Here is a 23,818-nt window from a genome sequence, read left to right on the forward strand (position 1 = left end):
TGGGATGGATACGCTTTCAAATAAATCAAATCGTTTAGAATCGTTAGATGTACTTCGTGGGTTTGATCTTTTCTTACTGGTTGGTTTGCAACCTATTTTAATTGGCGTCGGACAGGTTTGGGATAATATTTATTACCATAGTTTATTACATCAATTTGATCATGAAATATGGATCGGGTTTCGTTTTTGGGACCTGGTTATGCCCCTGTTTTTATTTATGACAGGGATAACAATTCCGTTTTCTTTGGATAATAAAAAAGGGTTACCTACCGGGCCGATCTACCGCCATATTTTCAAACGGTTCTTCATCTTATGGATCTTAGGTATGGTGATGCAGGGGAATCTATTGTCCTGGGATTGGCAACAGTTTAAATTATATTCCAATACTTTACAGGCGATTGCGATGGGCTATGTCGTAACGGCAGTTCTATACCTGAATCTGGGGATTCGTAAGGTCGTTATGATCGCTATAGTATTACTGATCGTATATGCTATACCTTTTTTATTGGATGGGGATTATTCGTCGCAGTCAAATTTTGCGATTAAAGTGGATCGAATGCTTTTGCGCGGATTTACGGATGGTGCGTACTGGAAGAATGGAAATGCTATTTTTTCTGATCAATACGATTACAGCTGGATATGGAGCAGTTTAACTTTTTCGGTAACCGTTATGATGGGGTGTCTTGCAGGGAAGTTGATGAAAACTGGGATAAAGACTAACCCGAAACGTGTTTTTTGGCAGTTAGTTTTGGCGGGTGTTGTTTGTCTGGCGATCGGATTATTATGGAGTTTACAGATGCCGATTATAAAACGGATCTGGACAAGTAGTATGACGCTCTTTTCCGGAGGGATCTGCTTTTTGATGATGGCTGTGTTTTACTATATTATCGACCTGAAAAAAGTTTTGAAGCCTTTCCAATGGCTGAAGATTTATGGCATGAATTCAATCGTTGCTTATTTTTTAGGGGAGATGATTAATTTTAGATCTGTTGTACATTCCTTGACTTATGGTCTAGAAAATATGCTGCCGACTTATAAACAACTCATTTTGACAACAGGTAATTTTACACTTGTTTTTTTGATCTTGCTAGCATTCTACAGAGCACGCATTTTTGTTAAAATTTAAGTTTATGGTTTACCATTGGTAGGTATTCTAAAAAAAAATTGATGGCTGTGGAGATACAGAAGTTAGTTATCTGTCTAGTAGGGTCTTGGTGGGCGTGCGGTGACGTAAAAGCGACTAGTTTTTTTCCTTATTAAAATGAGACGAGATTAACTTTAAAGGTTCACAAACTAAAGGGGATAGCTTTTTACTATCCCCTTTATTATAAAAGGTATTATTTTTTGTTTTATGCATGAAACTCCAGAAGTGACGTTAATCTTCCTAATTGTTTAAGGCATTGTTGATTGATATTTTATTTTATGTCAAGATAATCTGGTGATTCAAGTATGTAGTCACCCATGTTGATTGATATTTTACTTTTTCCTTTTGGCAAATTTGTGGGAATCAAAAATGTAAATTCATCAGACGTTCTATTAAGCATAATAATTGGAGTATTACCTAATTTGTAAGTGGCAAATACTGAAAACCCTTTTCCCTTAACAGTAATCACATCTCCAGGATAGCCTTCAGTTTTATTGACGGAACTAATAAATCCTTTTTCAGATTTGACGTTAAAAGTTTTATCCGCAAAAGTCGTTTCACCATCATTTGCTACATAGCAGACTGAAACGGTTTTAGTGCCACTACTTTCTGAGCTGTTGTTAAACGTAATTTCTCCATTTAGTGCTAATGCAATAACCTCATGTTCGCCAATGCGTACTACATAGTTGGTATAATCTATAAAATTACCTTTTATCGTAATTTTTTCTTCAGGATATACGGTCGTAGTACTGATGTCGGCTATTTTTAATTTGCGGACTTCTACTGTTTCGGTACTGCTTATGTTAAAAAATGGATTGGAAATTGTCACTGTATATGTTCCGTCTTTCATTTGAGGAATCTTAAATGAAAACCCTCGGTCGTAATAACTTGGCTTCTCTACTACTTGTTTTCCAACATATATCGTGTTCCATGCCGCTCCGTAAAATTTTTCAAAATTATCACCAGTAATAAGAGAATTTGAAGATGGGTGGACAACTTTAGGGGATATATGTATGTTTTGTCCCCCAGGCTGAAGAAGTTCAATAGGGTGGGGGAAGATAATGCTATCATTACCACTTAAATAACCAATTTTGAAACTTGTACCTTTAAGGCCATCTATAATCGCTAGGGATATCGTACTTTGAAACTTGAACTTTTGTCCACCTATTAATAACCATAACTCATCCCTGTAACTATATGGTCCGGGGAGATTAGTTCCAGTGAAGGTAATGGCATCTGTTAGATACACTTTTTTTTCTGAAGGAGGGTTTAATTTGGCCACAATGATCGTTTCACATAATTCAAAAATAAATTTTTCAGTGTTAGATTTTTGTTTAACGAGATTGAAACGGATACCAGCCCCATGATCTAAGGAATTTTGGGGTACAATAAATGTGATAAGATTTTTTTCCGTGTTGATGGTGAATGGTATACTTACATCATTTATTGAGTTTTTTAATTTGAAGTCCTTATCAATACCATCAAAATTGCCTCCTACCGATATGGTATCTCCCGTATTGGCATATTGGTGAAGCCCTTCTGTTACTTGTAGGTAACCAGCTGTGAAGGGTAATTTATGACTCGTGTAAAATCCTTTTGCTGTTTGGATATAGAATTGTACGTAGTAATCTGTCGCCACTTTGAATGGTGATTTCGGTTTATATTCGTAAGAAATCGGTCCCAATTTAGGCGTTGTACCAAGTGAAATTTTTTCTTCATTTGTTTCTCCGCTTTGGGTATATCCTATCACAATACCGTAGTCTGTTATTTTATCCTTATTTTCCTCTAAGAGTTTGCTTGAAAAGACAATACTTTCCCCATTCATGCTTTCAAGCTTCATCTCGTCAAAAAGAAATGGTTTTGTGATTCCAGCTTCTACACGGTCTTCTGTCTTGCTGCATCCTATAACCAGTAGCGTGATTAAAAATAAGATATAATGGATTAGAGTTTTCATTGCTAATTTTGTGCTGTATATTAAATTAATAAACTTCAAATAATTCTGGTAGCGTGTTTATTTGGTCTTTTGTAATAATTGACAATCTCATCTTGCCTTTTGGTGCATAAGATGGTACTGTGATTTGAATTTCATTATTGTTTATTTCGGTGCGGTATACATCCATATCGCCGAGCATAACGCGATTAACATAGGAAATACCTGCTCCTTTCAGTGTGATCACTTGGCCTATTCTTCCGCGCAGAGGGCTGGCTGAAGTAAGCACAGGTGATTTGATTGTTACAAATTGACTTTTATCGTTGTAAGTAAAGTTGTAATCCTGGTCACGATATCCTATTTTCCATTCACCTGAAGAGAAAGATCTTGGCGATATTACGACTTCGAGTTGATTTTCTTTTTCTGCAACTACCGTCGCTTGGTCTTGATTTTCGGGAGTCAATATCCTATACTCTTGACCTTTGATAAAATTACCCTTGATAGTGACAGTTTCACCATAATGGGGATTAATAGTAGATAAACTGGTCCATTTTAATTTTCTGACTTCAATGTTTTTGGGTATGTTTAATGTACCTATCGGATATCTTAATGTAAGACTATAGGTGCCGTCTGGGATATCGGGGACGACGAAACTATTATTATTCTCATGATATGATATTTGATATTTATTATCGAAAAGTGCAATTGGATTAAGATTGGTGAAGTATTGACCAAAATTTACACCTGTAAGTTTGAAATCGGAATGGGGATGTACAGCAATACTGCTAAAATTAATTAGCTTTTGGTCTGGTAATTCAAAAGTAACGACATCTTTAAAGATAACAGTATCTCGATCATTAATATATCCAATACGCATGGTCGGAGAGACCTTTTTGAGGTGCCTAAAATAGACGTTATTGGTGAAATCAATAATATTGTCTCCAATTAGTAGTTTTAGATAACCATTGCGTGGATTAGAAGGTGAATAATCATTTGACGTAAAGTCAATTGACTCGCTAAACTTGTAACTTAATTTTGCAGACACTTCTGCAGTGGCTATGACTTTAATTTTTCCTATAATGGCACGGTATGTTTTGTTTCGATCAACTTTATTAAGGGTAATATTTAGTTCTTCACCACTGAAAATGTTTCCAGGGTTTTTGGGAAATTGAAAATTAAGTATTGTTCCATTTTTTTTTACTTCATAAGGAATACTTGTCGTTGTAAAATCATCAATTTGGAGCTGAAAGTCGCTATTTATTATACTGAAATCCCCCTCTATGGTTACTTGATCGCCAAATGCAGCTTTTAACGTTTTCTCTGTCTTTATAACAAGGCCATTAAATACAAAGGAATTGCTTTCTGAACGGTAAACATTTTCTTCAGTCTTTAAGTATAAGAAATAACTATAATCTTGATTGAATTCGAACTTTTTTTTGGGTTTGTAATGATATTCGACGGTACCTACTTTTGGATCTTTGCCCATGCTGATTGTAGTTTCCACCACTTTTTCTTTTCCTGACTCATCAAATAAACGTTCTTGGATAATCCATCCAAAATCAATAATTTTTTCATCATTTAGGTAGGTTACTTTACCTAACAATGTGATTTCATCTTTTTTTAAGTTTTTGTAACCATCTATTTCTATTGAAATTGGAGTTGTATCGATCATAGTTATTTTTTCTTCTTTACTGCAGCTTAGTAAAAAGAAAGAAATAGTAAAGATGAGCAGGCTGTAAGGAAGTGCCGTGCGCAGAATGGAATTGGTAAACTTAAAGTACATGCTAATTAAAAATGTTATTTGATGTGCATAAAAAATCTTTTTATTATGGCTGTAGATTGATCTTTAATAGCAGGTATACTTTAAGGTCCAGTCTTAAATGAAATAAGAGCATAGAAACTAAAAGACTACATGGATTTTGGAGAGCAACTTAACTTTAGTATAAAAGGTGATTTATATTTCGTTCAAATATAAATATTTATTATTTATTACATAGCTTTTTATTGTATCACTTCTAATCAAGTGTTTTAGCTGCATGAGGAAGTTATGGACACTGGTATTGCCTTTTAGTTGTTGTAATTCTTTGATCTCCTCAGCAGTAACGCGTGCATAAAGCATCAGAACGTTTTGTTTGGGGAAAATGTATTTAGATTAATTATCAACATTGTGAAATAACGCAAAATTTTATAATATACCAAAGGGTAAGTGGTACATAATATTAATTTCATGAGGAACTAAAGTATACGATTTCTAAAGTACTGATTCCGCAGTCTCATAGCCGTTTAATTAACCTGCTTACGATCTAATCCCATAACTTTCTTACTAACGGATTAACAATCGCCACTCCTCACCATTTAACTAACCTATTAACAATGTCACCTCATAACTTTCTTACTAGCTGAAACAGTTCTAAGGGGAATATAAAAAAAGCGATATCTATCCTCAATAATTCTTAAACATAGAAAAGGAGTCTTTAATTAAATCTTTATCTAAACCATAATTGCTTTTTGTATTACCACAAAAAAAGCCTCAGATATGTAACTATCTAGGGCAATCCATCAAACCAAGTCCGAATTGATGATTAACCAGACCCTAATATACTAAACTAATTTCCATTTTTGATAGTACTCTTGAAAAAATGCCAGCAGTGATGGAAAGGAAAAAGCACCTCTCACGGGGTGCTTTTATTATTTTTACTGTTTGACTATGCTCGTATCATGCATTATTACTTGATTTCAATATAGTCGTCCGACTGGATAATATCCTCATTGATATTGATGGTAACACGTCCTTTAGACTGGATAAAATTGGATGGTGCTAAAAATTGAAATCCATCTTTGGTTCTATTTACAACATTAACATACTTTCCACCTAAATAAACAAAACTAGCCTGTGTCAATCCATTTCCTTTTACGGTAATCAGGTCGCCAGGGTATGCTTGCAGTGGACTTACGCTGCTGATGCTACTTTTTTCTATTTTGAAAGAAAGATTTTCTCCGGCATAATATTGATCATTGGTTCCATAGTAATATATTTTAATAGCGGTATGGCCAGTCTTACTATCTGGAACCAGGAAGCTTACTTCTCCATTATCGGCTTTCACATCAAAATATCCATTGTCATTTAATGCCAAACCATATTGTTGACCATCAATAAAGGAACCTTTGATCGTAATTTTATCGCCAACGTAAGCTTGCTGCACATCTATATTTGATAACACAAGTTTTCGAACTTCAATCTTATTTTTGCTTTCTAGTTTATCATAAAAGGCACTGTTGATACCAACACTATAAAAGCCGTTTGCTACATCAGGGACGGTAACATTTAAATACTCATCGTTATAATCGTAGCTAGGTGGCAATGCTTTGCCGTCGAATAGGACTGTCACTTGACTGTAATTAAAGAATTGCCCAAATTTTAGACCTTTAATCTGCAATGTGCTCTTTGGATGTACTACTTGTGTAGCAAAACTGATATCGTCTTTATTAGGTGTAAATAGCTTGACGGGAATAGGGAATATGATCTCTTCTTTACCATTAGTATAACCAATCTTAAAATTATTGCCCTTTAACCCTTCCACATCTATTAAGTTTAATGGATTTTGATATTTTACTTTTATTCCGTTTACAATCAATTGAAAGTCTGCTGGCGAATCATACATATTGGGTAGATTTTTTCCTGTAAGCTTGATCGGAGTGCCTAAGTAAATCTGAGTGACAGTGATCGGATCAATAGTACCGACTATTTTAACGCGTGCCAGTAAATAGCTTTCATACCCAGGTAAAGAACTATTATTTGTTTTATTTTGCAGATAAAATTCCATTGTAGTCCCGTGTGGTACTGTGGTTTTAGGGATATCAAAGGTTAAACTTTTTTTATCTGAACTTATTTGATAGGAAACACTTGATTGATTACCAGAATTGAGGACGAAATATGATTCGTCGATGCCTTCAAAATTTCCGTTAACAATAATTTTTTCACCCGATGTGACATTTTTTTGATCAACAGCTTGTATAGCGATATTATTCCAGTGGATTGTAGTGGGAATTGATCTATAAAATCCTTTTTCGGTTTGTATATAAAAAGCAATAGCATAGGTTTCATAACTCTTTAATCCTCCCTTCGGAAGAAAGGAGTAATTAAGTTTTCCAATTTTTACGTCTTTACCGACCGATATCTCTTGCTCTTTTTTCAAATTTCCACTTTCCATCTTATAGATCAGAACTCCATAGTCTTGGACAGACTCATTGTTGAGAGAAAGGATACGGCACGAAAGTGTGGCTCCTTCCTTGGATATTCCGTCAACTATAGGTGCTTCTAAATTTATAGGTTTGGTGTCGACAGCCTCTACTTTATTTTCGGTTTTGGTACAACTACCTAACGTGATTATTGTTACGACTAAGAGATATATAATGCGTTTCATATCGTATATATAGTATGATGGATTAGTAAATTTCAAGATAACCAGGAGAAATCGTTTTTCCATTAGTGACGATTGATAATCTGATCTTTCCTTTTGACATGCTGAGTGGGATTTGAAACATGATTTCATCATTGTTGGAAATTATCGGAATGATTGGAATATCCCCTAAAAAGAAATGTTGAGCATACTTGATCGCTCTGCCTTTCATAACGATGACTTCTCCTACAGTTCCTTTAGAAGGAGAAAATGAATCAAAAGCAGGTGATAATACATTAAACTTTAAAGCATCACTTGTAAAGTACGTACTGCCATCGTATTGTTTGTATCCGATTTTCCAACTTGTATTCCCATGAGCAATTGAAGGGATCTGAAATTGCAATTTGTCTTTTACAACAGGAAGTTCATAAATATAATCGCTGTTTTCTAATTTTAACGTATAATGATTGCCATCGATAAAATTTCCACTAATCGTAATATTGTCTCCTGGATAATAATCGGATTGGGTAGGGAGAGTCCAATGTAATTTTTTAATATTTACTTGTTGACTAGACTGTACGGAACCTATTGCATGTTTGAGGTTAACGTTATAGGTGGCTTCGGGAATCTCTCCGAGATAATATTCAGAATAATCATGTGGACTGTTTGGTATGGTGTAACTGTTACCACGATCCGTAAAGATCAACGTGGGTCTTTCTAAGTTGTAATAGTACTTGGTGTAATCATCAAATCGCAATTTGATCAAAGTGTTCGGGTGCGCTTCTTTTGCTGTCAATTGAAAAAGATCTGCAGTTGGTCTGTTGATCGCTATCTGTTGTGGAAATATGACAGAGTCTCGGCCATTTAAATACCCGATACGAAAGCTGCTACCTTTTAAATTACTTAAGGTACTTAAATTGACATTCGGACTGAAGGGAATCTGCAGTTCACCTATGATCAAACGTAGGCTGCCGTCATAATTATTAACCTCATAAGAATTTACTCCCCCAAAAGCAACGGGTTCATATAAAAAATAATTTAATTTTGTGGGCGCGGTAATACGACCTAATGTGCGTAGATTGATGAGTGGTCTGCTGTAAAATTTTGTTGATTCATAACGATTAAGAGTTGCCTTAACAATTTTATTATGTGTCCCTAATGTCGCAGGCATAACAAATGATAATTGCGTTTTTTCCTTATTTAATACAATAGGAATCTGACGTGCATTGAGATCAAGAATATCTATACTGTATTTGCTATCAACTTTTGAAAACTCACCTTTAATATGAACGGTATCGCCTGTAGCTTGTGCAAATGTACCCGACTGAATTATCTTTATGCCATCGACTTTAAAATAGTATTCACCTGATTTATAATAGGATTTGTCTGTTTTAAGATAAAAATGATAACTGAAGCTATTGCCCAATTCGGGTTTGGTATGTGGGATATAGGTATATTGAAATGGGCCAATTTTTGGGGTATTGCCAAGACTTATGGTTGTTCCTGCAGTCTGTTGGTTTTCTTCTTTAATGATAAATCCATGATCTATTATGGTTTCACTGTTTAAATTTTCGATTATACCGTTTAGTATGATCTTGTCATCACTAATTTCACTGACACCTTCGTTTACGATTTGAATAGATCTGGTATCGAAAATGGTCGTTGTGTTTTCTTTTTTGCAGCTTGATGTTATGGATAGGATAATCGCCATAAAAAAAGGTGCGAACAAAAAAACGTATTTTTTTGTATAAAATGCTGTTTTCATAATCTTCGTTTAGGGATTAGTTACTTCAAATGCATCTGAAAGTTGTAACCAGCGTTCACCTATCCGGGCACTGATTTTGTATTTCCCGGGTTGTGTCATAAAGGGTAGACTGATTATTACTTCGTCATGCGAATTGCCAACTTGCGAAGCATGTACCCAGTTATCTCCAAAATAAATCATCGCAAATGCTATCGATTTACCTTTTAGCCTTATGTTTGTGCTGGTGTTTCCCTTAAGCGGAGAGAAACTAGTGAATGTAAATTGGTTAACTTCTATAGTGAGATTGGTCTGAATTGCTGTACTTGAATTTTCATGAGCATCTGTATAACCAATTGTGAGATTGTGTTTGCCGCCTTTGAGCATAGGGATGGTAAAATTTAGTTTGCCTTCTTCAGCAGGTATGCCATAGTGACCATTGTTATCTAACATGATATTATAATGGTGTCCCTTAATAAAGTTGCCAAATACGGTGACCGTACTTCCCATATCCTGACCGTTTTGAGTTAGATGGGTTGCTTTTAAGGTTTCTATTTTTAGTTTCTTTTGGGATATGAGATGGTAATTTTTGGATTTTATTTCCAATGGGTATTCACCATCAGGTAAGCTTCCTGGATAGATGGAATAAATACCTTGATTATCATATCCCATATGTACGGGGTGCGAACCTAATGAAAAGGCAACATCGCCAAATAATTGATCATGGCTTAATCCTAATACAAGCGCATTTCCAGAAGGATGAGCTCGTAGCGAAGGAAAGTATATTTTATTTATGTCGGGACGGAAAATTTGTAATTTTTTAGGGAAAATTACTGTGTCCCGTCCATCATAATAGCCTAAACGGAATACATCACCATCGTCAGGACTTATGTAATCGCTGAGCATAATGTAATCGCGATAAGGAACAAGTTTATTGCCAATAATAATGGAACTGTTGTAAGCGGGCCCTTCTTTTACAGTTAAATGTAGATAAGAGTAAGGAGAAATATTGTAATCATCTGGCGGATTGATACGGGTCAGATATTTTACTGAAGCGATATAAAACTGAGAAGGATAATTTGAGGTATCTTCTTTTTTAATTAGATAAACAGAAGCTTCTTCTTTAAACCCATTGACGGGTAGCGTAAAGCTTAAATCGATACTGTTATTACTGATGTTGTAAGGAATCGGAGTAGGATGGTCACCAATATATAAATCATATTTTATGGAGACATCTTTAAAATTTCCTTTCAGTTTTACAGTTTCACCAGAATAGCCGGTAATTGCTTGATTGGGATGAATACTGAAATCTTGTGTAGTAGTGATATATAGGGGAACATAATTACCTTTTATTTCATCTTTATCAGTTTTAATATAGTAACGGTATCGTGATAAATTCGTTAGCTCATTTAGAATATTATCTTCTAAGGCTAATGAAACTCGACCGGGAACAGCCTTTTCTGTTATTGGATAGGTTTTAGTTTTTTCTATTGACTGGTTGTCAATATAGCTAATGTATAAGAATTCAAATCCATGTTCAATAACCTTATCTGTGTTAAGATGTAAGATATTGGCTGTCAAAATGGTTTTCTTATCTTCGGTGATTTCAATTCCTTGGGTTTCAATCCGGATAGGTTTGGTATCTTCCATGGGGATTGTTTCCACTTTGTTACAGGAAATTTGCATGATTAATATAAATAATAAACATCGCAAAAGATGCTGTCTTTTCATAAGTATAATTAAGATGGCTATTAGATCGCAAAGATATGAAAAATCCCATATTAGCGAAATAATTATACTGTTGAAAAATAATTAATTGGCACAAATTTAAATAGTATATTAAAAAAGGGGATTTTAAATGTTCCTAATTGATTGCATTTTTTTGCTTATTATTAGTGAAATCTAAATTTACGTCAGTGTAAATTATCAAAACATTGCATGGTATAAAAAATAATCCATTTTGATCTTCTTAATGGATTTCATGCTAATTGGAGAGTTCTTTAAAGTCAAAAGGGCCTAATTTTCATTAGACCCTTTATCTTGACGTTTTGGTGTATAGTAATTTTTTTTATGTTTCTTATCGTTTCCTCTTTTTTGTTTCGTCATCCAAAAGTTTTGGGTGCATTTGGATTTTCTACTGTACTACGTCGATTTATTTGCTGCTTTATAAAAAGCAGGTTTGCTATAGTTTTCAATAATAAAACAACTGTCCCATAAAAAGGTTCATGACAAAAAATATTTTTAAACTTTTTTTTTAGGATAATCTAGCCATTTACATTTTGAAATGACAGAGGATTCATGCGTCTTTAAATTAGCTGAGATCTATCTTTTATGTACCTTAGCTTAGAAATCAAGATAAAGGTTTAATTTAAAAAATGATATTGTCTAAACATCAATCCTCCCTAATAATTGCACGAATTCTATCTACATCAAGTTTTCCTCCGTTTTTATAGTAAACGATCTTACCATGTCGATTCAATAACAAAAGTGTTGGAACGCTGCTGATACCTAGTGAATCGCTCAACAAACTACCTCTATCCAAACTATGTATCCAGTCCATCTTATGTTCCTTTACACTATTGATAAAACTAGTGGAATCTCTATCAATCGAAATGCTAACTATCTTCAATACATCTGTGGAGAATTGCTTACGCAGCTCCGTGATATCTGGTATCTGTTGTAAACAAGGTCCACACCAACTTGCCCAAAAATCTAACAAAACAAAATTTTCTTTCGAGTTTTTAAGTTTAATTGCCCCGCGATTGATATCTTTAAAGTGAATATCTGGTAAAATTTCATTCTCTTTTAGACGTGTAGGTGATATTTTTTGCTGTAACTGAGCGGCGATTTTTTTCCCTTCCTTCGTATTTCTAAATTCATCCGGAAATGTATTATTGTAATACGCTAATAAGTTACTGTAATATTCTGAATCATTTTCTACTAAACTAGCTAATCCAAGTACTTGATCTTTGAAATAGTAAAAAGAAAAAAAGTCATTGGCATATGGTGTTAGGTAGTCCAGTGATTTAGTGTTGATGACTTTCACGGTATTAGCAAGTTCGTATTTAATAGAATCATTCGTGCGAAGCTCACTACCATGCTTTGTAAACAGATTATTCAGTTTTATCAATTCTATTTCTTGCTCTCTTTTAAGATTACGATAAATCTCATTTGAAGCCGTATCATAAATAGCAGTTATATGGGTATTACCTTCAGAATAAAATGGCGTTTCTTTCCTCTTTGGATCATAAAAAAGATTCAAAATACTGAGATTACTATCTATGAAATAGTTTTTATCATATTTACGATCATAAGTGACATTTAATGTAGGGTAGCGTGTATAGACAGGTTTATCAATGTTAATACTAGAATCTGCTTGGTCTAGTTCAAGTACGTCTAATACAATACCGTCATCAAAATGCACTATTAATTTCTCTTTGTCAATACCTCTGAGATTTATTCTGACTTTAACATGGTCTTGTCCATACACAATAGCAGAAAATGTCATTAATATCGTTAAAACAATTAAGCAATGTAATCTCATAACCATATTTATTAATGATTTAAAAATATTTAAATAGAATAATGGGAAAGGTAAAAAACAGATTATACCTTACTTAAATACTAACTTCATTTTAAGAAGAAAGAAATATAATCTTAGCTGATCACTTTGTAATTATCTTCAATATAGGAATTTTTATGAATTTTTCAAAAGATGTAAATACTTATAATAATACAGCTTATACAAGTACTCACATGATTTCGCTGAAGAATTATGGGGAAAATCAAAATGATATGAAAAAAGCCCCAGATAGTTTACTATCTGGGGCAATTCATCAAGCCAAGCCCGAATTGATGATTTAATCGAATCCTAATATACAAAATTAATTTCCATTTTTGAAAACGCTCTTGTAAACAATTCTATTCGGAAAGTGTCCTATTAGATTATTTACTGAAGCGGTGGTATGTTTCTCTATTGCGGGAGAGAGAAGACTCTACTTGAATCTCCTGTTTCATGTTTTTTGCGGTATATTTTATAACTTTTATGTATATATTTGAGTTTTAAAACAGCTACCGAACCTGAAAATAGATTTATGAATGAAATATACAAGCGAAAAAGAATTGCTTGAAGACTTCTCTGAAGGAAAAGAAGAAGCATGTGCGTATATATACCATCGCTATTTTGCTCGTATCTGTTTGTTTGCATCAAGTTTTGTTTATGAGTCTAAAGAATCGGAAGATATAGCAGAGGAAAGTTTTATCCGACTATGGCAAAGTAAACGCAATTATGAAAGTATGCAGCATCTCAAAGCCGCCTTATATCAAACTGCACGTCGTTTGGGACTAAATTATCAAGCTTCTCGGCAAAGAAGATTTAATCGGGTGGATACTTATATCCGTCTTCAGGATCAAAATCAATCGAATCAACTTCAGGAAATCGTGTATACAGAAACGATGGCAGAGCTGTATCATGCTCTTAATAAACTTCCTCCTAAAGCACGTGAGATCGTGGAGCTTACGTATTTAGAAGGTCATAGCAATCAGGAAGTGGCCGACTTGTTAAATATTAACATTCAAACTGTAAAGAATCAGAAACTGCGCGCCTTAAGCTTATTGCGAAAGCTGTTAAGCCGCGATTCTTTTCATTACCTGATGTCCATCGTATTCTTTTCTTCAAAAATTTAATTTTTTTTTATTCTTCTTTAGTACTTTTTTAATTCGGTGCGGTATCTATTATTGAAAAGAGATATTATGAACCTAACAGAAGAAGAATTATTGATTCGTATTAGCGCCCTCATTGTTCAAGAAATGAAGGGTGAACAGCACGCTGAAGACCGTTTGCTTTTAAAAAAATGGTTGAGTGAGTCTCCAGAGAATCAAGCGGTTTACAAACGTTGCTTTGATCAGATAATGCAAAAAAAGGCTTTTGAAAGTTTACAGGAATTTGAGAAAAATAGAGATTTTGAGAAAGTAAGATCAAAACTATTTGTAAGGCCTGTTCCTCAAAAAGCTTTTCAATTTAAACGTCTGCTACCGTATGTTGCCGCAGCATGTTTGCTTATTGCTTTTGGATCAGTTTGGTACTATAACCAGATTGGCTTAAAAATTCCTGCTGAAAACCAACTGTCACAGACAGATAGACTTCCTGCTAAAAACCGAGCTACAGTAACTTTTTCTGATGGACGCCAATTTCAGCTCAATGAGCGTGAAAGTGAAGTCTTTATCAGTAATAAAGGAGTTCATTATGATGATGGGGGGGAAGTGGCAGAGACACAAGCAGCTCAATTTGCCACAATAGAAACTCCTCGAGGAGGTATTTATGATGTTATTTTACCTGATGGTACACGTGTCAAATTAAATGCGGCAACGACACTTCGTTATCCTACCGTATTTGCAACGGATAAACGTGAGGTCAATGTGCATGGCGAAGCCTATTTTGAGGTTGCCAAGCGTAAAAATCAACCCTTTATCGTTGAAACTGCAAATCAGCAAGTTTCTGTCCTTGGTACTCATTTTAATGTGAATACCTATGGTAACAAGAGTGATATGAGAACAACACTGCTGGAGGGTAAAGTACAAGTAAAAGAATTAACTAGTGGAAAGCATATTGTTCTATTGCCAGGTTACCAGTCGCTTGTAAATAAAGGTAAGCTAACCAGCCGTGCTGTTGATGTGGATCAGGAACTGGCTTGGGTAGACGGCCGATTTAATTTTGACGGAAAGTCTCTCTTTGAAGTCATGGACGATTTGTCACGGTGGTATAATGTGGATGTCGAGTACAGGGGCGAGATGCCTGATGTCGAGTTTTTCGGTGGAACGTATCGCACCAGTAAACTGAGTACCATATTAAAGATCTTAAAAGACCAGAATTTACATTACCATTTTACAGCAAATGGAAAATTAATCATAGAAAAGAACTGATTTTAAAAAGAAAGGAGGACTATTAGAAACAACTTAACACGAAAGCCTATATGAATTTTATTGGACCTAGTCCGACAAACTAACCTAAACATTATTAATGAAAATAAATTCTTACTCTTTAAAAGTGACAAAGCCATTGTCATTGTTTGTTGTGCTTCTATTTTTCATCTGTCAAAATTTGAATGCGCAAACCATTACCTATTCGGGTCGCGATGTGGCACTTACAGAAGTATTGCAGGCGATCAAGAAACAGACTAATTATGAGTTCATGGGTGCCAAAAAATTACTTGATAGGGCAAAGCCGATAACCTTGAAAGTCGAAAAGGTGACACTTAAGGTTTTTCTTGATCAGATTTTAAAGGATCAGGATATGAGCTATACGATTGATTCAAAAACAATATTCTTGGAACAACTATCGCATACTACCAATCAAAAAACTGCTCCGGCGGTTAAAAAACCTTCACAGCGAGAGATCAAAGTTACCGTAAGGGGTAAGGATCAAAATCCCTTAAACGGAGTAACGGTGCTTTACAATGGGAAACCAGTCACGATTTCAGATCAAAATGGACAATTTTTTCTGGGGGAAGCAAAGGGTACGCTGACCATGAGTATGGTGGGATATCGGACTTATTTATTGCAGTTATTGGATGATAAATTTGACTATTCTATTCGCATGGAGGAGGAGCCTAATGCACTTGAGCAAGTGGTCGTAACGGGGTATCAGGTCATCAAAAAAGATTCTTACACAGGTACTGCGGTTACCAAAAGCGGAGAAGAATTAAGACAGGTGAATCCTCAGAATGTGCTCCAAGCGATGCAAGTGTTCGATCCATCATTCAAGTTACTGGACAATAATTTAGCAGGATCTAATCCCAATGCGCTTCCCAATATCAATGTCAGAGGATCTTCTTCCTTGCCTTCTGGAAATAATGAGGTACTGCGACGTGATAATATTACGACCTCGATCAATATGCCTGCCTTTATTATGGATGGTTTTGAAGTTAGTGTTCAAAAAGTTTTGGATCTGGATATGACCCGTATTGAGAGTGTAACCATTTTAAAAGACGCTGCAGCAACAGCGATCTATGGATCACGTGCTGCAAATGGGGTAATGGTGATCACGACAAAAGCACCTAAAGATGGAAAGTTACAGCTGACTTATACGCATGAAAGCAATGTCAATGTTCCTGATCTGACCGGATATAAAGTCTTGAATGCGCCAGATAAATTAGCTTACGAAAAATTGGCAGGGCTCTATGATAGTGATTTACAACGACAGTCGCAAGATGTTCTTGATCAATTATATTATAGCAAATTAGCAAATGTATTGGGCGGAGTAGACACGTACTGGCTCTCTCAGCCTGTGCGAACTGCTGTTGGGCAAAAGCATGGACTTTACATCCAGGGAGGTGCAGAAACATTCAGATATGGCGTGGACCTTCGTTACCAGACACGACCTGGAGTCATGAAAGGGTCCGGTAGAAACCAATATTCAGGAGGTTTGAATTTCAGCTACAATCTTCGTGATAAAGTTCGCTTCCAAAATGAATTATCAGTGACCATCGTGAATGGTACGGAATCTCCATATGGTAATTTTTCAGATTATGTGCTGATGAACCCCTATTATCGGATGAAAGACGATAACGGTAATATTCTTCAGGAAATTGATGTTTGGACCAGGGTCGCCAACTCAGGGTCAAGCCAAAGGGAGCATGTATTGAACCCACTTTATAATGCTACTTTAAGTAGCTTCAACAAATTAGGCTATACCGAACTATTAGATAATCTATCTGCAGATCTAGATCTAGGCAATGGTTTGCGATTGCGTGGACAAGTAAGCTTACTGAAGAGACTAAACAATAATGACAACTTCCGTTCGCCTTTGGCCAATGATTTTTTTTATTATCCGACAAGTCAAACAGATTTAAAAGGTAGTTATACCAGTTATACGAATAATGAACTGTACTGGGATGCCAATGTGCGGGCGAACTGGATGCGGACAATCGAAAAACATAATTTCAATATTGTAGCGGGAACAAATATAAGAACGGAAAGTTATGATGAGCGTTCTTTTACAGCTGTAGGTTTTCCTAATGATCGTTTTACAAGTGTCGGTTTTGCAAAGGGGTATGCTGAAAATGCAAGTCCACAAAGCAGCTTAAGCGCTTCCAGGTTATTTGGTGCATTCTTGAGTTCAAACTATTCATTTGACAGTAGGTATCTTTTTGATGCCACCTTGCGGATCGATGGTTCATCTAAATTTGGAGCTAACAGGCGTTCTGCTCCATTTTGGTCAACGGGTATCGGCTGGAATATACATAAGGAATCCTGGTTCGATAATGAATCTATTAGCCAGTTACGTGTGCGGACAACGATCGGTCTGACAGGTTCTGTGCAGTTTGATCCCTACATGGCAAGAACTACTTACAATTATGATAAAAGTAACTGGTATTCATCGGGGTTAGGTAGTACAGTCCGGAATTATGGCAATGAGAATCTGACCTGGCAAAAGACCCAAAATACAGATGTTGGGATTGACTTAGGTTTCTGGAACGACCGCTTGACATTTTCTCCAAGATATTATCATAAGATAACACGGGATATTTTGGCGGACATCAACTTAGCACCTTCCACCGGATTTACATCCTATAAAGAAAATCTGGGTGATATGGAAAATAAAGGTTTTGAGCTTAATGCAAACTGGATACCTATCCGCAACGAAAACTGGACGCTTAGTTTGCTGGCTAATTTAGTTCGGAACGAAAATAAGATCATCCGGATTTCCAATGCACTGAAAAGTTATAACGATAGGGTGGATGAGTCACAGCAGGGAAGTGATCTGATGGCTGTGCCTTTGCTGAGATACAAGGAAGGACAATCGTTAGATGCCATTTATGCCGTGCCATCGCTTGGTATCGACCCTGAAAATGGAAAGGAAGTTTTCATTAAAAAAGATGGATCGTTGACCTATGACTGGGATGCGAAGGATATCGATGTAGTGGCTGTGGCCACTCCTAAAATAGAAGGTTTTTTCGGAGGAACGCTGCGTTATAAGCAATTTATGATGGTGGCTTATTTTCAAACACGGGTGGGCGGTAAAACTTATAATCAAACTTTGGTGGACCGGGTGGAAAATGCAGATCCAAGATATAATGTAGATAGCCGGGTGCTGGAAGAAAAATGGAAAAACCCGGGGGATGTGTCTTTCTATAAGAGTATTCAAGACCTTGGACAGACACGTGTCTCTTCGCGATTTATAATGCCAGATCGTTTACTTGCGCTTCAGTCACTCAATATTTCATATGATGCTGGAAAAGCTTTTACAAAAAAATTAGCACTGTCAAGCTTACGGATGGGGCTGGTTGCAAATGATATCTTTCGTTGGTCATCGGTCAAGCAAGAACGTGGGATAAATTATCCTTTCGCGCGGAGTATCTCTTTTACCCTTCAAGCGGGCTTATAAATATTTAATGACTTATACTAATTGAAGAATGAAAAAGATTTATATAACACTAATGTTTATTTCCACTTTAGGTTTTTTTTCTTGTGCGAAATGGCTTGATATACAGCCTGAAAGTGATGTGGATAAGAATATTCTGTTCTCGACAGAAGATGGCTTTAAAGAGGCTCTTATAGGTGTTTACACCAGAGCTGCGAAAAGTGATTTATATGGTAAAGAGTTGACCATCGGTACATCTGAAGTATTGGTCCAAAACTATACCATTCCCAGTAATGACCCATTAAGATACCAGCAAACTAAAAACTTCAGGTACAACGATGCGAATTTCACCGCTCGTAAGGATGATGTATGGAAAGGCTTATATAATGGCATTGTCAATGCTAATTTGATTCTAGGCGAAGTCGATAAAAAACAAAATCTTTTTATTGGTAACAACTACGCCTTGATTAAAGGGGAGGCATTGGCCTTGCGCGCTTTTCTGCATTTTGATGCCCTGAGATTATTTGCTCCAGCGCCTGTTATCAATGATAAAGTGGATGCAATACCATACGTTACAACTTATTCCAACAAATCGACAAAATTGTCCTCTGTATCTCAAGTGCTGGACTCCGTAATCCGTGATTTGGAACAGGCGAAGGATTTGTTAAAAATAGACCCCATTCGCCAGAAATCCTACATTGTCGGTTATCCGACAAGTACAGACACACTAGAAAATTCGGAACTCAGCGACCGAAATCTTTTCTTGCAAAATAGGAGACACAGACTGAACTATTTTGCGGTATGTGGCTTACTTGCTCGTGTTAATTTGTATAAAGGCGACCAAATAAAAGCGTTAGCATATGCCAAAGAAATTATTGTTGCAAAGAAGTTTCCGTGGACAAATCGTACGGATTTCCTGGCAGTTGATGCCGATAAAAAGGACCGTATCCTGTATAAAGAATTGTTGTTTGCTTGGTATATCCCTGCAATGAGCAACACGTTTAATAACGAGTGGTTTACAGAGGGAAACTCGGGGATGTACCTGGATCAAGAGGAAGCGAAGATTATATATGATGTTGGTGGGGCTGGAGGGAGCGATATGCGCTATACGCAGTGGTTTGGAAGTACAAGCGTAGGTTCAGCTTTTATTTCTCCTTTGCTCAAATATAGAAGAAATGTTTTCAGCGAGAACTTTTCGGCCAACTTGCATTACTTGGTCGCCCCAGCAGTAAGGTTAAGTGAAATGTATTATATCGCTGCTGAATGCACTTTTGGCAATGATCCTGCTCAAGCACTTGCTTATTTAGATGAGGTGAGGCAAAATCGGGGAATCGGGCAGAAGCTGGAAATGATGAGCCAAGCTGCTTTTCGTCAGGTGCTGATAAAGGAGTATCGTAAGGAAATGTATGCGGAGGGGCAGCTATTTTTTGCATATAAACGATTAAATCAACCTATAGTTGGTCAGCAGGGAGCTTTAATACCCGTGAACCAGCAGGTATTTACGTGGCCGCTTCCTGATGATGAAATAATTTATGGACAAAGATAATTGAACATCAAAATGAAATATACTACATTTTTAATCATGACACTTGGCATTTCTATGTTCTTTTCTTGCAAAAAAGTATCGGTCATGACGTATGACCGGCCAGCAAATATTTATTTTAATCTGACTGCTGCAGATCGTGACAGTATGGTGTACACTTTTGCATATGATATGACTAAGGCTACTGATACGATCTTTCTACCGGTCAAATTAATGGGGTACCGGGATGAAAAATCAAGAAGCTTCCAGGCGTATATAGAAAATGATTCTTCAACAGCTCAAGCGGAGATTCATTACGACAAATTGAAGCCAGACTATCCGCTTATGGAAGGAGCTGGACAAACTTTTTTACCCATTATCATTCATAACGTCAAGGACCTGGAAACTCATGCCGTGTCTCTAATAATCAAACTCAAAGCAAGTACGGATTTGGGGACGGAAAATAAAAACCTTATTCGTGCCCGGATCATCCTCTCCGCACAATTGGAACAGCCCCAATGGTGGTCCATGTGGTTGGATAATTATTCCAGGGTAAAACATCAATTGTTTTTGCTTGTAACAGAACAGCGCACTTTGTCGATGCAGGGCATAGATGCACCAAAAAATCTCTATTTCGCAAATTTATTGCTAATCATGTTAAATGATCCCTTCAAGTGGGTTCAGGATCATCCTGAAAAGGACTATAAACTGGAGTCCACTGATGATGGGCAGACTTATGTCTTTTACCATGTGGATAATCCAAATCGAACCATATTGTTAAGGAAAAATGCAGGTTCGGGTAAGTATTTTTTTATTGATGAAACAGGAAAGGAGGTGAGGTAATATGGCTATAAATATTTTTATGAGGAAAGGGTTCTTCGCATCTGTTTGCATTGTGATGGTTATAGCAACTTTATACAGCTGCTATAAAGATAAAGGTAACTATAACATTGCATTACCGCAGGAACCTCAAATCACGGGGCTGGATACGCTGTATGAGGCTTCAGTGGGTGACAGCTTGATCATTAGTCCAAAAATTTTAGGAATTGATCCAGGTTCGGTACAGTGCAACTGGCGAATTGATGTTCCTGAAGCAATTAATCCGGAGACTAATCATTACGAAGGACAAGCACTACGGATCGCTTTTGGTTTGGAAGCTAAGCGTTATCGCGCAAGACTGACCGTTACAAACAAGGAAAATGGGATGAAATATTTCTATAATTTTCATATTCAAGGGGTGACAGCATTTTCGAGAGGATCATTGGTGCTGTCGGTCGATAATGGTATTAGTAAGCTCTCTTTTATAAAACCTGATCATTCGGTTCAGGCTAATATTTACGAAATCATTAATGGTGAAAATCTTCCGGCTAATCCATTACATATCCATTATGTCAGGAATCAGTTTACAGGAAATACTCCGTTAGGATATTGGATTATTTCAAAAAACGGTGGAGTTAGACTGGATGTGAATAATTTGAAGAAGGAGACCTTGAAACCGGGGACATTGCATGACAACTTTTTCTTAGCACCGCCACGTATCGATGTCGGAAGTTTACAAACTTATCCGTTTGGGGCATTATTGGGTGTGATCAATGGTAAATTTTATGGTGGAGCAACGACTACATGGGATCAATCGGTAACCTATGGTATGTTTGGAACGTTTGCAGATGGTGATTATGAGCTGGCGTCACAATTTGTCCTATCATCGGTGGACAATAATTTCAGTATTATCGGTTTTGACAAAAATAAAAAACAATTTATCCGGATCAATATATATGGTTCACCCATGTATTTTGGTACGCAATATACGAGCGTGAATCCAGAAATATTTGATCCTAGCCAGGTGAGGATGGATCTGTTACACATGGTGCAGATCAATAATAAGGACACTTATGCTTTTGTGAAAGATAATTCAGGTAAAGTTTATGAACTGAAGTTTACAGCTAATTTTAATGGACCATTTTTAGTTACCGCAAATCATAAAAAGCTTTTTGTACATCAGGAATGGATCAATGCAAATACTAAAATGGTGGCTAGTCGGATTGGATATATTTATGTGGGTTATCAAAACAAAGTGTTCCGTTATAATCCGCTCAATCAACAGGTGCAGGAATTAAAAGTTAATATACAGTCGCCTGTTAGTTTATTGAAATTGGACGATGACGAAAATACACTTATAGTTGGAGCTGGAAGCTCACTCTACTATCTGGATATTCAGGTAGGAAAAGATGGACAGCTCCTTAAGAAAATTGATGGAATACCAGGCGACATAGTAGACCTAACCTGGAGGAAATAAGTAATAAACTATAGCTAAATTATACATATGAAAATTTTAAAAATTGCTGCCATCATACTGGCAGCAGCACCAACATTGTTGTTTGCACAAGAGACTGCTTTTCAGATTAAAGGAACAGCTTCTAAAATGTTTAACGGTAAGATGATCTATCTGGACTATACGAAAGATGGATTTCCAGCATTGGATTCTGTCCAGATTGTGAATGGAAAATTCAGTTTGCAAGGTACGGTCGATGAACCTATTTATTCCAGAATGGTTCTTGATCAAGAAGGAACTGGGAAGCTGATGGCACAAAATGTGGGCGATCGTTTATACTTTTACCTCGGCAACGAGAATTATAATTTTACGATTAAGGATTCTTTACGTACGGCCTCAATTAAAGGATCAGCCATTCATGATGAATATAGTGCATATTTAAAAGAAATAGGCGGAGGATTTATGGATATCATTGACGCTGGCAATAAGGCATTCTCTGCAGTAAACAAAGACGCTGCTGATGCAAATGAACAATATCAAGCTATTCATGAAAAATTTGAAGCCAAATTTGAGGCGCGTCGGGTAAAGGAATTAGTCTTCGCAGAAAATAATCCGAACTCTATATTTTCAATTGATGCGTTAGTAGATGCTTCCAATAAACGAAAGCTTTCTGAAATTGAGCCGATATTTTTAAAACTATCGAAGGAGGTACGCCAGCTTACTACAGCGCGCCAGTTGGAGGCACGGTTTTTAGCGGAGCGAAGCATAAAGATCGGCAGTAAAGCTCCCGATTTTTCACAACCGGATACCAAAGGTAAAATGGTTAAGGTTTCCGATTTTAAAGGGAAATATGTCTTGATCGATTTTTGGGCCAGCTGGTGCGGCCCATGCCGTGCTGAGAACCCGAATTTGGTTAAAGCATATCACAAATATAAGAATAAAGGCTTAGAGGTATTGGCTGTTTCTCTAGATGATACTAAAGGAAAGAATGCTTGGCTAAAAGCAATAGAAGATGATGGCATGCCATGGATCCAGGTTGCTGACTTGAAAGGGTGGTCTAACGACGCAGCAGTTTTATATGGGGTAAGGGCTGTTCCGCAGAATTATCTGGTGGATCCGCAAGGAACTATTGTTGCAATCAATTTAAAAGGCGATAACTTACACACCGAATTGGCAAAGGTATTTGGTAATTGATAATGCTTTATAAAGTACACTTTTTTGTTAAAATTTAAGCTTATTGCTTGCTATTGGGAGATCTGTTTTTAATGGCATTGACAAGTGTAATGGTTAGTTGCTTGATAAGTACGTTGTTAGGGAACAGTAGTTATTAAATTCATCAAAAATTTTATTATTATTAAAAGGGTGGCGGTATGCTACCCTTTCTTGTAAAGTCAAAAGGGCCTAATTTTCATTAGACCCTTTATCTTGACGTTTTGATGTACAGTAAC

At 36.3% G+C, this 23,818-nt stretch carries 14 protein-coding genes; 8 read left to right on the top strand and 6 right to left on the bottom strand.

Going from position 1 to position 23,818, the window contains the following annotated elements; genetic code table 11:
• The first annotated feature begins 4 nt into the window (after positions 1 to 4).
• On the top strand, positions 5 to 1,126 hold the full coding sequence (locus tag HCX49_RS02175; protein ID WP_168126004.1) for an acyltransferase family protein: 1,122 nt from the start codon (positions 5 to 7) through the stop codon (positions 1,124 to 1,126).
• A gap of 289 nt (positions 1,127 to 1,415) precedes the next feature.
• Here HCX49_RS02175 and HCX49_RS02180 read toward each other — a convergent pair whose 3' ends face one another.
• From HCX49_RS02180 to HCX49_RS02205, 6 genes are all read right to left on the bottom strand, one after another.
• A complete protein-coding gene (locus tag HCX49_RS02180; RefSeq protein ID WP_168126005.1) occupies positions 1,416 to 3,098 on the bottom strand; it encodes an IPT/TIG domain-containing protein in 1,683 nt (560 codons plus the stop codon).
• Between the two features lie 25 nt (positions 3,099 to 3,123).
• Positions 3,124 to 4,857 carry an IPT/TIG domain-containing protein gene (locus HCX49_RS02185; RefSeq protein WP_168126006.1) on the bottom strand — a complete coding sequence of 578 codons (1,734 nt, stop codon included), beginning with the start codon at positions 4,855 to 4,857 and terminating at the stop codon, positions 3,124 to 3,126.
• Positions 4,858 to 5,800: 943 nt separating this feature from the next.
• Positions 5,801 to 7,498, bottom strand: a complete 1,698-nt coding sequence (locus HCX49_RS02190) for an IPT/TIG domain-containing protein (RefSeq protein WP_165905938.1) — start codon at positions 7,496 to 7,498, stop codon at positions 5,801 to 5,803.
• A 22-nt stretch (positions 7,499 to 7,520) separates the two neighbouring features.
• The gene (locus HCX49_RS02195; protein WP_132771271.1) at positions 7,521 to 9,239 is read right to left on the bottom strand and encodes an IPT/TIG domain-containing protein; all 1,719 of its coding nucleotides are present in this window, start codon (positions 9,237 to 9,239) and stop codon (positions 7,521 to 7,523) included.
• Between the two features lie 9 nt (positions 9,240 to 9,248).
• Positions 9,249 to 10,865, bottom strand: a complete 1,617-nt coding sequence (locus HCX49_RS02200) for a hypothetical protein (protein WP_132771272.1) — start codon at positions 10,863 to 10,865, stop codon at positions 9,249 to 9,251.
• Between the two features lie 742 nt (positions 10,866 to 11,607).
• Positions 11,608 to 12,759, bottom strand: a complete 1,152-nt coding sequence (locus HCX49_RS02205) for a TlpA family protein disulfide reductase (RefSeq protein WP_168126007.1) — start codon at positions 12,757 to 12,759, stop codon at positions 11,608 to 11,610.
• 554 nt (positions 12,760 to 13,313) lie between these two features.
• Between HCX49_RS02205 and HCX49_RS02210 the strand changes: the two genes are divergently transcribed.
• The 7 genes from HCX49_RS02210 (at position 13,314) to HCX49_RS02240 (ending at position 23,564) form a co-directional block, all read left to right on the top strand.
• Positions 13,314 to 13,901: an RNA polymerase sigma factor gene (locus HCX49_RS02210; RefSeq protein ID WP_168126008.1), complete on the top strand. Its 588-nt coding sequence runs from the start codon at positions 13,314 to 13,316 to the stop codon at positions 13,899 to 13,901.
• Positions 13,902 to 13,967: 66 nt separating this feature from the next.
• Positions 13,968 to 15,137, top strand: coding sequence for a FecR family protein (locus HCX49_RS02215; RefSeq protein WP_168126009.1), 1,170 nt, complete (start codon positions 13,968 to 13,970; stop codon positions 15,135 to 15,137).
• A 97-nt stretch (positions 15,138 to 15,234) separates the two neighbouring features.
• Positions 15,235 to 18,600 carry a SusC/RagA family TonB-linked outer membrane protein gene (locus tag HCX49_RS02220; RefSeq protein WP_168126010.1) on the top strand — a complete coding sequence of 1,122 codons (3,366 nt, stop codon included), beginning with the start codon at positions 15,235 to 15,237 and terminating at the stop codon, positions 18,598 to 18,600.
• Positions 18,601 to 18,628: 28 nt separating this feature from the next.
• On the top strand, positions 18,629 to 20,122 hold the full coding sequence (locus HCX49_RS02225; protein WP_132771277.1) for a RagB/SusD family nutrient uptake outer membrane protein: 1,494 nt from the start codon (positions 18,629 to 18,631) through the stop codon (positions 20,120 to 20,122).
• A gap of 12 nt (positions 20,123 to 20,134) precedes the next feature.
• The gene (locus HCX49_RS02230; protein ID WP_168126011.1) at positions 20,135 to 20,941 is read left to right on the top strand and encodes a DUF4843 domain-containing protein; all 807 of its coding nucleotides are present in this window, start codon (positions 20,135 to 20,137) and stop codon (positions 20,939 to 20,941) included.
• Positions 20,942 to 20,960: 19 nt separating this feature from the next.
• Positions 20,961 to 22,394, top strand: a complete 1,434-nt coding sequence (locus HCX49_RS02235) for a PKD-like family lipoprotein (protein WP_165905940.1) — start codon at positions 20,961 to 20,963, stop codon at positions 22,392 to 22,394.
• A 27-nt stretch (positions 22,395 to 22,421) separates the two neighbouring features.
• Positions 22,422 to 23,564: an AhpC/TSA family protein gene (locus HCX49_RS02240; protein ID WP_132771280.1), complete on the top strand. Its 1,143-nt coding sequence runs from the start codon at positions 22,422 to 22,424 to the stop codon at positions 23,562 to 23,564.
• The last annotated feature ends 254 nt before the right edge of the window (positions 23,565 to 23,818 follow it).

The organism is Sphingobacterium sp. B16(2022), from assembly GCF_012030425.1.
GTDB classification, from domain to species: Bacteria; Bacteroidota; Bacteroidia; order Sphingobacteriales; family Sphingobacteriaceae; genus Sphingobacterium; species Sphingobacterium anhuiense.

Coding starts and splice junctions, on each gene's coding strand:
- HCX49_RS02175 (WP_168126004.1), top strand. CDS start 5: ATGGATACGCTTTCAAATAAATCAAATCGTTTAGAATCGTTAGATGTA.
- HCX49_RS02180 (WP_168126005.1), bottom strand. CDS start 3,098: ATGAAAACTCTAATCCATTATATCTTATTTTTAATCACGCTACTGGTT.
- HCX49_RS02185 (WP_168126006.1), bottom strand. CDS start 4,857: ATGTACTTTAAGTTTACCAATTCCATTCTGCGCACGGCACTTCCTTAC.
- HCX49_RS02190 (WP_165905938.1), bottom strand. CDS start 7,498: ATGAAACGCATTATATATCTCTTAGTCGTAACAATAATCACGTTAGGT.
- HCX49_RS02195 (WP_132771271.1), bottom strand. CDS start 9,239: ATGAAAACAGCATTTTATACAAAAAAATACGTTTTTTTGTTCGCACCT.
- HCX49_RS02200 (WP_132771272.1), bottom strand. CDS start 10,865: ATGGAAGATACCAAACCTATCCGGATTGAAACCCAAGGAATTGAAATC.
- HCX49_RS02205 (WP_168126007.1), bottom strand. CDS start 12,759: ATGAGATTACATTGCTTAATTGTTTTAACGATATTAATGACATTTTCT.
- HCX49_RS02210 (WP_168126008.1), top strand. CDS start 13,314: ATGAAATATACAAGCGAAAAAGAATTGCTTGAAGACTTCTCTGAAGGA.
- HCX49_RS02215 (WP_168126009.1), top strand. CDS start 13,968: ATGAACCTAACAGAAGAAGAATTATTGATTCGTATTAGCGCCCTCATT.
- HCX49_RS02220 (WP_168126010.1), top strand. CDS start 15,235: ATGAAAATAAATTCTTACTCTTTAAAAGTGACAAAGCCATTGTCATTG.
- HCX49_RS02225 (WP_132771277.1), top strand. CDS start 18,629: ATGAAAAAGATTTATATAACACTAATGTTTATTTCCACTTTAGGTTTT.
- HCX49_RS02230 (WP_168126011.1), top strand. CDS start 20,135: ATGAAATATACTACATTTTTAATCATGACACTTGGCATTTCTATGTTC.
- HCX49_RS02235 (WP_165905940.1), top strand. CDS start 20,961: ATGAGGAAAGGGTTCTTCGCATCTGTTTGCATTGTGATGGTTATAGCA.
- HCX49_RS02240 (WP_132771280.1), top strand. CDS start 22,422: ATGAAAATTTTAAAAATTGCTGCCATCATACTGGCAGCAGCACCAACA.